This is a genomic window from Nocardia niigatensis NBRC 100131 (assembly GCF_000308655.1).
Classification (GTDB): domain Bacteria; phylum Actinomycetota; class Actinomycetes; order Mycobacteriales; family Mycobacteriaceae; genus Nocardia; species Nocardia niigatensis.
The window spans coordinates 20280-29654 of sequence record NZ_BAGC01000104.1; the positions used below are offsets into that span (position 1 = coordinate 20280).

Annotated in this window: 10 protein-coding genes and 1 pseudogene; 5 read left to right on the plus strand and 6 right to left on the minus strand. The window is 66.6% G+C overall.

Annotated features, from left to right (window positions below; translation table 11 throughout):
- Positions 1-216 precede the first annotated feature (216 nt).
- Positions 217-405 (minus strand): hypothetical protein, encoded by a 189-nt coding sequence (locus ON33_RS31450; protein ID WP_157184808.1) that lies wholly within the window; start codon positions 403-405, stop codon positions 217-219.
- Positions 406-484: 79 nt separating this feature from the next.
- On the opposite strand from ON33_RS31450, the gene ON33_RS31455 reads away from it, so the two are divergent.
- Positions 485-1936 carry an amidase gene (locus ON33_RS31455; protein WP_040862779.1) on the plus strand — a complete coding sequence of 484 codons (1452 nt, stop codon included), beginning with the start codon at positions 485-487 and terminating at the stop codon, positions 1934-1936.
- A gap of 829 nt (positions 1937-2765) precedes the next feature.
- Here ON33_RS31455 and ON33_RS44290 read toward each other — a convergent pair.
- Positions 2766-2843: pseudogene (locus ON33_RS44290) on the minus strand (dihydrofolate reductase family protein); the annotation flags it as partial.
- 100 nt (positions 2844-2943) lie between these two features.
- Positions 2944-4353 carry an MFS transporter gene (locus ON33_RS31460; RefSeq protein WP_085996871.1) on the minus strand — a complete coding sequence of 470 codons (1410 nt, stop codon included), beginning with the start codon at positions 4351-4353 and terminating at the stop codon, positions 2944-2946.
- A gap of 208 nt (positions 4354-4561) precedes the next feature.
- Between ON33_RS31460 and ON33_RS31465 the strand changes: the two genes are divergently transcribed.
- Both ON33_RS31465 and ON33_RS31470 read left to right on the plus strand, forming a co-directional pair.
- Positions 4562-5128, plus strand: coding sequence for a TetR/AcrR family transcriptional regulator (locus ON33_RS31465; RefSeq protein WP_040862792.1), 567 nt, complete (start codon positions 4562-4564; stop codon positions 5126-5128).
- A gap of 392 nt (positions 5129-5520) precedes the next feature.
- Positions 5521-5808, plus strand: a complete 288-nt coding sequence (locus ON33_RS31470; RefSeq protein WP_040862781.1) for a hypothetical protein — start codon at positions 5521-5523, stop codon at positions 5806-5808.
- A 107-nt stretch (positions 5809-5915) separates the two neighbouring features.
- Here the strand turns inward: ON33_RS31470 and ON33_RS31475 are convergent, their stop codons facing one another.
- Together ON33_RS31475 and ON33_RS31480 are read right to left on the minus strand one after the other, a co-directional pair.
- Entirely contained in the window at positions 5916-6521 is a 606-nt protein-coding gene (locus ON33_RS31475) for a hypothetical protein (RefSeq protein ID WP_040862782.1), read from the minus strand.
- 226 nt (positions 6522-6747) lie between these two features.
- Positions 6748-7431 carry a GNAT family N-acetyltransferase gene (locus tag ON33_RS31480; protein ID WP_157184809.1) on the minus strand — a complete coding sequence of 228 codons (684 nt, stop codon included), beginning with the start codon at positions 7429-7431 and terminating at the stop codon, positions 6748-6750.
- Positions 7432-7883: 452 nt separating this feature from the next.
- Here ON33_RS31480 and ON33_RS31485 point away from each other — a divergent pair, with 452 nt between their 5' ends.
- Positions 7884-8162, plus strand: coding sequence for a hypothetical protein (locus ON33_RS31485; RefSeq protein ID WP_157184810.1), 279 nt, complete (start codon positions 7884-7886; stop codon positions 8160-8162).
- A gap of 23 nt (positions 8163-8185) precedes the next feature.
- A complete protein-coding gene (locus ON33_RS31490; protein ID WP_040862785.1) occupies positions 8186-8389 on the plus strand; it encodes a hypothetical protein in 204 nt (67 codons plus the stop codon).
- Positions 8390-8774: 385 nt separating this feature from the next.
- Here the strand turns inward: ON33_RS31490 and ON33_RS41810 are convergent, their stop codons facing one another.
- Positions 8775-8915 (minus strand): hypothetical protein, encoded by a 141-nt coding sequence (locus ON33_RS41810; protein ID WP_157184811.1) that lies wholly within the window; start codon positions 8913-8915, stop codon positions 8775-8777.
- Between the last annotated feature and the right edge of the window lie 460 nt (positions 8916-9375).

Consider the following 9375-nt stretch of genomic DNA (forward strand, 5'->3'; position numbering starts at 1 on the left):
GCCAACACCCTCACCCCCGGGTCCGTTACCCACATCCGAACCGCGATAACGACCCGAACGCCCTTGCAGCGCAAGTGTATGCCAATCCGCCCTGCTAGGCGGGCTATCGACCAGCAATCAACCGCCGCCCAGTACGGCAACGCTGCGGCGTCGCTCGAGCTTCAGCACACCGAGCACAGTGAAGTCGTTCAGCGCCGGCCACAACGGAATCCCGTGCTACCGCTCCCCGAGCCAGGCGAATTGCGCCTCAGCGGTCTCGAACTCGCTGATCTGTTCCGGCGTCGGAGAGACGTGGTCGGCGAGGATGAGGCAGCCCTGGGCGGACAGGATGAGGTCCGCTCCGGGCCAACGCTGGATGCCCGAGTCGTAGTAGCCACCGAGACCGAGCCGTAGTGGGTCTGGCATACGAACCATCGTCGCTTGGCGGCCCTCGGCGCAGAAATCATGGGGCGACTACCGGCCGCCTGTCGGTAGGGTTGATGAAATGGAATGGAGTTTTGCTGCGGCGGAAGACCTTTCGGCGGCGATGCGGGCCGGCGAGGTCACCTCGGTCGAATTGACCGAGGAGGCCATCGCCCGAATCGAGCGGGATGACAAGGCCATCAACGCGATCTGCGTGCCGGACTTCGAACGGGCGCGGGCAGCCGCGCGGCGAGCCGACGAGGCCCGGGCCGGTGGCGAGGATCGGCCCCTGCTCGGGATTCCGGTGACCGTCAAAGAGTCCTACAACATGGCCGGGCTGCCCACGACCTGGGGGATGCCCGCGTTCAAGGACTTCGTACCGGCCGAGGACGCGGTGCAGGTGACGCGGCTCGAGGCCGCCGGTGCGGTGATTCTCGGAAAGACGAACGTGCCGTTCATGCTGCAAGACCTGCAGAGCTACAACGAGATCTACGGCACCACGAACAACCCCTGGGACCTCGGCCGGTCGCCGGGTGGCTCTTCCGGTGGATCGTCGGCGGCGCTGGCGGCCGGATTCGGTGCGCTGTCCATCGGCTCCGACATCGGTGGCTCACTGCGGACGCCCGCGCATTTCTGCGGCGTTTACGCACACAAGCCCACCCTCGGATTGGCGGCGACGCGCGGAATGGTCCCGCCGCCCGCTCCCGCACTGCCCGCCGAAATCGACCTCGCCGTTGTCGGTCCCATGGCGCGGACAGCCCGTGACCTCGCGCTCCTGTTCGACGTCATGGCCGGCCCGGATCCGCTGACCCTCGGCGTCGCATACCAATTGGCATTGCCGCCCGCTCGCCACGAGCAGCTGTCGGACTTCCGCGTCCTCATCGTCGACGAGCACCCGCTCATTCCGACCGGTTCCGCGGTGCGGGCCGGTTTGAACCGAGTCGCCGACGCGCTCACCGCGGAGGGCGCCCGCGTCGAACGGCGCAGTCCGCTGCTGCCCGATCTCGCCGACGCCGCGACCCTCTACACGCATCTGCTGGTTTCGAACCTCGCGGCACGCATGCCCGCGGAGCAATATGAGCAGGCACGGGCCGCGGCCGCCGCACTGCCCGCGGACGCACAGGGTTCCGAGGTGGCATGGGTGCGCGGCGCGGCGTTCAGCCATCGCGACTGGATCGAGGCGAACACCCGCCGCGAATTCCACCGCCAGAGCTGGCGGCAGCTCTTCGCCGAATTCGATGCGGTGGTCTGCCCCATCACGCCGACGCCCGCGTTCCCGCACGACCACACCGCCGACATGGGGCAGCGGCGGATCGACATCGACGGCGCCGCATACCCGTTCGGCGACCAGCTCGTCTGGGCCGGCGTGGCGACCATGCCCGGCCTGCCCGCCACCGCCATACCCACGGGTCTCTCACCGGAGGGGCTGCCGGTGGGCGTCCAGCTCATCGGGCCGATGTTCGAGGACCGCACGCCGCTGCGGCTGGCCGAACTGCTCGAGCAGAAGATCGGCGGCTTCCAGCAACCGAAGTAGCGTCGCCCAGCACCGAATCCGCGAAAAGTGCGTGTTGGACCGGCACACAACCAAAGGTTGTCGCCGGCAGGCGAATCGGTTGTTCGATGTGAGGTGCACGGCCTGATTGCATGCTCATGGTCACTAACTGCACCTGAATGCCGATCAACTCTCGGATCCGACAGCGGTTCCGAATCTGCATCGACTGGCGCAAGAGGCCTTCGACTGGGTCGTAGCCGAATTCGAGCGGCGCCGCGAACTGCTGGTCGACGAGCTGCGCGAACTCCCGTACGAGCAGCTCACCACGCTGCCGGTCCCGACGATCCAACCCAAGCAGTACCCTCACCCGGCTCCGACGCCGTAGCAGGCAGCACCCCCTCGGCTTCTCCTGGGCAGCCCGGGACCCCGGGAAGGTCCGCGTCGGGGTCGCGGTAGTAATCGTGCGGAAAACAACGACAATGGCTTGACCAGCGGTGATGTCGGGCACCCTGGCACCGCAAACCGGACGAGCGTTCGGGCGGTGGTGTTGCGATGCGCCTGCACGCATGTCCGGATTGCGGTGTCCGAAGGATGGGCGCGAGCAGGCGCATCGACCCCACAAGTGATGGAGCTGGCAGGTATTCGGCTCCACAGCAGGCCCGGACGGTGACGACATGGAGCGTGGTCCTGACCGATCGTGCCGACTACCCGGGTACCAGGAGTTTTCGCCGAAGATCGGGCGGATATGCCCTAATCCTTTGGATGGCAACGGATATCGCGGCCCAACTGCCGTGTGCGAGCGTCGAATGTGCTGGTCAAGCCAACTTCGTTGTTTATTCCGCGAAAACTACCGGGACCCCAAGCCGCCGGGGCCGGAGGGGTCGGAGCCGTCGGGTCCGGCGATGAAACCGTCGAGGGTGGAGGCGATGAAGTACACGAGCTTGCGCAAAGCACATCCTTTGTTGATCGGTTGATGTGGACGGCGGGTACGCCGACCGAGGCCGGGCATCACCGGGTGTCGCTTCGTGGCTGTGGGTAGGTTGTTGTGGTCAACGGCTGTTTGCGACCACGTTCGAGGCGGTGACCGTGTCCGGGTCGCTGGAATGTTGTGACGCCGTGGGGTTTCGGGCGAGTTCGGACCTCGTCAGCCACAGCCCGGTGAACACCGCGGTGGCCAGGGTGATCGCGCCGGCCGCGACGAAGGCGCTGTCGAGGCCGGCCTCGAAGGAAGCGCCGCCGGATTGCCGGGCGCGCACGATGGCTCCCAGTACCGCCACGCCGAGCACCGCACCGATCTGTCGAGTGGTGCTGCTGATACCCGACGCGAGACCGCCCTCCTGTGGGCTGACCGCCTGGATAGCGGCACCGGTCAGCGGGGACAGGGTCAGCGCGAAGCCGATGCCGACGACTCCCAGCCGCCACCACACGTTTTCGTAGCCGGTGTCGGCGTGCACCATGCCGAGCGCCAGCAGACCTAGACCGGCCAGGGCCAAACCGATGGTGACCACGATCCGGAAGCCGTGCCGGGCGGCGAGTCGGCCCGCGTACGGGCTGACGATCACCATGGCGAGCGATACCGGCAGGGTCTGCAGCCCGGCGCGCAGGATCGAGCTGCCCTGGACGTAGACGAAGAACTGGGAGAAGAAGAACGACGAACCCATCAGCGCGAACCCCACCACGACCATGGCGGTGTTGGACACGGTGAACAGCCGCTGACCGAACAGCCGCAGCGGCAGCATCGGTGCGGAGCTGCGCGTTTCGACGGCGACGAAGGCGGCGAGCAGGATCACCGCGGCGGCGAAGCTGCCCAGGATCAGCGGCGACGTCCACCCGCGGGCACCGCCCTCGATCAGCCCGTAGGTCAGCGTCCCCACGCCCAGCACCGACAGCACCGTGCCCGGGATGTCGATCGCGGGCACGCTCGGATTGCGGGTCTCCTCGAGGCTGCGCAGACCGACCAGCAGCAGGATCGCGCCGATGGGCAGATTCACCAGGAAGATGGCGGGCCAGCCGAAGGCATCGGTCAGTACGCCACCGGCCACCGGGCCCGCGGCCAGACCGATTCCGCTGAGTCCGGCCCACAGCCCGATCGCCTTGACGCGTTCTTGCGGAACGGGATATGCGGCGGCGAGCAGTGCCAGCGAGGCGGGGGCCAGCGCCGCGGCCCCGATGCCCTGCAGCACGCGGCCGACGATCAGCCAGCCGAGTGAGGGCGCGAGGCTGCACAGCAGCGACGCGGCGGTGAACACCACCACACCGGTCAGGTACACCCGCTTGCGTCCGAACCGGTCGGCGAAGATGCCGCCCGACAGCAGCAGCATGGCGACCAGCAGCACGTACGCGTCGACGATCCATTGCAGACCGGTCAACTGAGTGTGCAGCCGGTGCTGCATATCGGGCAGCGCTGCTCCAACAATCGTGTTGTCGAGCAGGACCATGAATTGGCCGAGGCCAGTCACCGCGAGCAACACGACCCGGCGTGATCGACTGCCTACGGCCGTATGCGACGGAGCCAAAGAGTATTCCTCTCAATCGTTAGTTGCGCCCGGCCGAGGTTGACGCGGATGGCGAGCACCTGGGCAAGCTAAAGCAGTCGGTGACTGCGTTAGGGGACTATAGAGATACTGCCACGCAAACGCAATCCTTAACTGCGTTAAGGTGGAGGGCGTGAACGAGCGACAGCGAGTCCGGCGGCCCGGCGGGCGTACCGCGCGCGTCGGCGCGGCGGTCCACCAGGCCGTTATCGACCTGATCGGCGAGCGCGGCTACGGCAACTTCACCGTCGGTGACGTCGCAGCCCGCGCGGGCGTAGCCGACAGCAGCATCTACCGCCGGTGGGGCAGCCTGGAAACCCTGCTCAGCGAGGTGACGCTCGCCCGCCTCAACGCAGTGTCACCGATGCCCGACACCGGGAGCCTCGGTGGCGACCTGCGCGCTTACGCGGCCCAGGTGGCGCGCGAGATCACCGGACCCGACGGCCCGGTGGTGCTGCATCTGGCCTTCGCCCTATCCCGAAACGGTGGGCAGAGCCTGCAGGCTGCCGACAGTCTTCGCGCCGACCGCACGCGGCAGATACAGTCCATGCTCGACCGCGCCCGCGACCGTGGCGAGCAGGCGCTCGACGCAACCGACGTGCTCGATCACATCCTGGCCCCGATGTACATCCGCGTGTTGTTCGACATGGTTCCGCTCACCCCGGACTACCTCGACAGGCTGGTCGACCGATTGCTGTGACCCCCGATTCCCGCGAGCAGCCATCGGACAGGGCCCAGGGCTCCATGAGATTCTCGTCCACACGCGCCTGGCCAGCTCGGGCACCAGGACGGGCCGTCGACGTGGATCGGAGGTGAAGTCGATGTCCAGGCGCGGGTGGTAGGCGTCGGGTTCGTCGGCGGGGCATCACTGCGTTAGCGCCGGATTCCGGCCGGTTGCGCCACTACCCCCGGACCGGACTCGTGCAGGGTCCGGTTTCGCACACGGAAATGAGGGACCGGCTGCCGATACTGCGAAAACATGCGCGCCTCAGGGTTGCGCGAGAAGCCTCCGATGTGACAGAGAGGGTGACACTGGGCCAGTGACACGTCTGTCGGTCGGTCGTGGGAGTTGTGGGCGCAGGATGATCGCGAATGACGACACGCAACGAGTGGGTCATCTGGCGGGCGCGCCACTGCGAACGCTGGGTGCGATTCGCCGACGGCCGCTGGTACGCCGACGAGGAAACCACGCGCCTGTTCAACGCACCCGGGTTCACCTATGAACTCATCGACGGCGGACGTCGGCTGTCCGGGCCGATCCGCACCGCTGGCGAAGCGTTCACCGCGGCCCGCTACCTGTTCGGGTCGGTCCGCTACACCGGTACCCCACCGCCGCCCCCGGCACCCATCCCCGAGGCCAGGCCTGGGTGGCGGCACTGACTTCCACCCCGCTCCGCCCGCGCCGCAGTGCTGGGGTGTCGGTAAGGATCGTGTCACCGGCCGCAAGTCAGGGCCAGGGCGAGGGCCGTGTGCGTCGCATTCGGGCGTTACTGCCCGAAGAACGCCCCCGGATTGCGACGCACTTGCTGCAGGACTTCGTAGGGGGTCGCCCCCAGGCGGGTATCCACGGGAGCAGGTGGAGGCGGGGCGGGGACAGCGGCACCGAGCTTCGCCCACGGAAACTGCTCGAACAGCTCCGCATACCGAGCGTGATCGAGGATCACTTCCTCGCCCTTGTCGAACCATTTCAGCACGAAGCACTTTTCGCGATGCCCCTCGATGACCTTCCCCTTGTGGTGGATGACGTCGTTGCGGATCAGGCGCAGGTCCCCGAAGTAGCCGATCTTGACGTCGTCCGGGCTGGTCTTCCCCAGTAGCGGGGCAAATCGAGGCTTGAAGTGGGCATTCCACTCCTCGTAGAACGACGGGATCCAGGCCCGGTTGAACCAGTTGTGGTACTCGCCGCCCGGCCCGAACGGCATCGTCTGATTGTCGATCTGGATCGTCGATAAACCCGGCTCCGTCGTTAGGTGTATCCCGTCGACCGGGTGGGCGAAGTCGATGTACAGCGGCCGGTAGCGGCTCACCGAATACGACTGCCGCATCTTCGTGATCGCGAACACTGCGCCCCCGCCCGGGGCCAGGCGCGCCATCAGAACGTGCCGTCGGAGCGATTCGAACAACTCCTCGGCGATAGCTTGAGATTCACTCACACGGTTATCATCCGCCTCGCCACCGACATCACGCGATCAGTTTTCCGCGCCCCGTGTCGCCCTTCGCTTTCGGGCTGGCAGTGGACGAGATCCGTTGCGCCCCAGTGGGTTTACTACATGGCCGTGGCTCTGAACAGGCTGGAGACTAGCTGGGAATCGGACGCACTCAGTAGCCGTCTGTGGTCATGGTGCGGTAGAAGAAGGTTTCATTGGCGAGTGGCGCCGGGCCGCCCGGGAATCCGTCCAGCCAGCGCGCGAAGCTCAGCGGCGTCGCGGGCGGCATCACGATAAATCCCTGCCGACTGTAGAAGTCGGCCAAACCCTGGTCTTCGGTGAGGAATTGGCCGTATAGGATCTCAGCCCCGCCCCGGTATGCGAGTGAGGTCGCCGCGTCGACGAGGGCCCGGCCGAGCCCGTGCTTGCGATGTTCCTCATCGACCGCGACCAGATGGAGCTTGGATGTCATCAGCAAGGCTCGCATGACCGGGCCACTGCCGAGATCATGCGCTTCGGCGAGATCGGCGATGAACTGCGCGGCCGGCCCGACGAGCACGCCACCGACCACCTCCTCGTCCAAGACCGCGACCAGTGCGGCGGTACGGCCCCACACCACGGCGTCCAGGTCACGATTCATCACCGCCGACAACAGCATCCGATGGCTGCTGTCCGGATCACGGAGAGCCGCGCCGAGGAATCCATCCTCGTGCGCGTGAACCAGATGCGCCGCCACTTTGGGCCCGCCGGCGCCCGCCATCGATGCCCAGTGCTCGAACCCGCTCAGTTCCTCCGAGGTTCTGGCCGGGCGGATCCGGTAAGCACCGACACTCATCTCCTTGGCCGCGGTCGTCACCGAGGACCGATGCGGCGACATACGCCGAGGACCTATGGACTTCTTCGGCTTGCGCCCCCTGGACTTCGGCACCGCGCGACCCCCTGCCACACACGAACTCTCCAACAAACACTACTGGGTGCATCCCCTTCGTCGCCCGAGATTGGTTGCGAGATAGGAATTTTCAACGCCGTAAGCCAACCCACACAGAACAATGCGCCATGGTGGAGCACCGGATCGATACTCGGGTTCCGATCGCGGGCGGATCGTCGTGCGCCACTACCCCGGGTAGGACCCGGTGTGCCAGCGTGAGGTTGCTCCTGTCCCCAACCACGTGCATACACCGCTCGCGGAGTCCGCGAAGAAATCTTGCTGACCGTCCGATCGTGTCGGGCCCTCGGGTCATACTGCGGCTTATGGGGTTTGAAGCTGTGCGGCGGCATCCTCGCGGGGGAAAAAGAGGCGGGGGTTACGTGAGCGGGTACGGCCGCTTCACCGACCGACGCGCATCCAGGCGAGGGCGCTACACGTCGATGTACTTCCACGGCTACCGCAGTGCCTCGCCCATCCCGATCCTGTGGGCATTCGCGGTGATCGCGGGTGGTGTGGCCCTGCTGCTGGTCGTGCTGACCCTCACCCACATGGGCTCCACCGCCCGGCCGGCCGACACGACTGTGATCACCTCGACCGGCGGGCCCGCACAGCCGACGACCCCGCCGCAGCCGTGCTTCCCGTTCCAGACGTCCTGCTGATTTCTCGAGATAGTCTGGCGCTCATGGGTTTTACGCTCTTCACCACCGACACCGATGCTCACCGTGGTCTGGTGTTCGAGGACGAAGCTCGCTTCTGGTTCGAGCCCGGCGGCGTCCTGGTCGTACAGAGCCAGCTCGGTATCCGCTACTACTCGCCCGGCCAATGGCAGGAAGTCCACTACCGCGACCACGCCGCCGGTTCACGCCCAGATCTTCCCGGCGAGTAGCCCCAGCCCCCGGCAGGTCGATGCCCAGATGCTCGGTGACCTCACCCAGCGCGTTGTCCAGTGCCACCCGCGTGGACCCCGGCCGCGGGTGCAGCCGCACAATCGTGTCGGCCCAGCGGATTTCAACGTGACAGACCTGCTCACCGCGGGCGGACCCGGCGACCGGCCGCGGCGCACCGATGGCGACGTGGGCCTCACTACCGCAGTGGCTGACCCGGCCGCTGATGAACATCTGCACTCGAGCACTCCCCCTCGACCGATTACGTCACCGCTCGATAGTTCGACGCCGCACGCGCCGCGGATTGCTCAACCCCGATCATCGACCGAGTAGTCCGACCACACCCGCGCGGGCGGCCATGCGACCCAGATTCCCCGCTACCGCAGCTCAGCGCCCAACGTGACCCGTGCGATCGGTGTGGGCCGCGGCGATCGCGGCGCACTGATAGCGCAGGTACGCGGGCGGGAGCAGGTCGTCGGCGGTGGCGCGCCAGCGCCGGCGGATCCGATCGGGGATGGTGGTGAACATCCTGAACTTCGGACTCGGCACCGGCGGCCGGAACCTGTTGCGGCGCAGAACGTCCGTATTGCCGATGAGCGGGCTCGAGGGATCGTCGAGCGGCTGGGTGAGGAGTCCTGCCGTAGCTGCTGATCGAACCGGTCCGTCGATGAGTCCCGTTATGCGACAACGATCGTCTCGCTGACGGCGGTGGTGGCTATTGTCCATTCGTCGCGGACCCACGACATGACCTAGACCCGCCCGACCGTATGCGAAAGCGGTCCGAGCAACCTGGGATTGCGTAGCTGTCGGATGCTCGTTCGTATGCTGGCGGCGTGAGCGACTTGGCATATTTTCTGGCGGCGTCTGAGCAGGGGTTCCCGCTCGATGTGGACGACGTGGTGGATTCCTTGATCCAGGAGGGGATTCTCTTGCCTGTCGACTGGTCCGGTGAGGAACGGACCGGACAGATAGCGCAATTCGTGGCCGG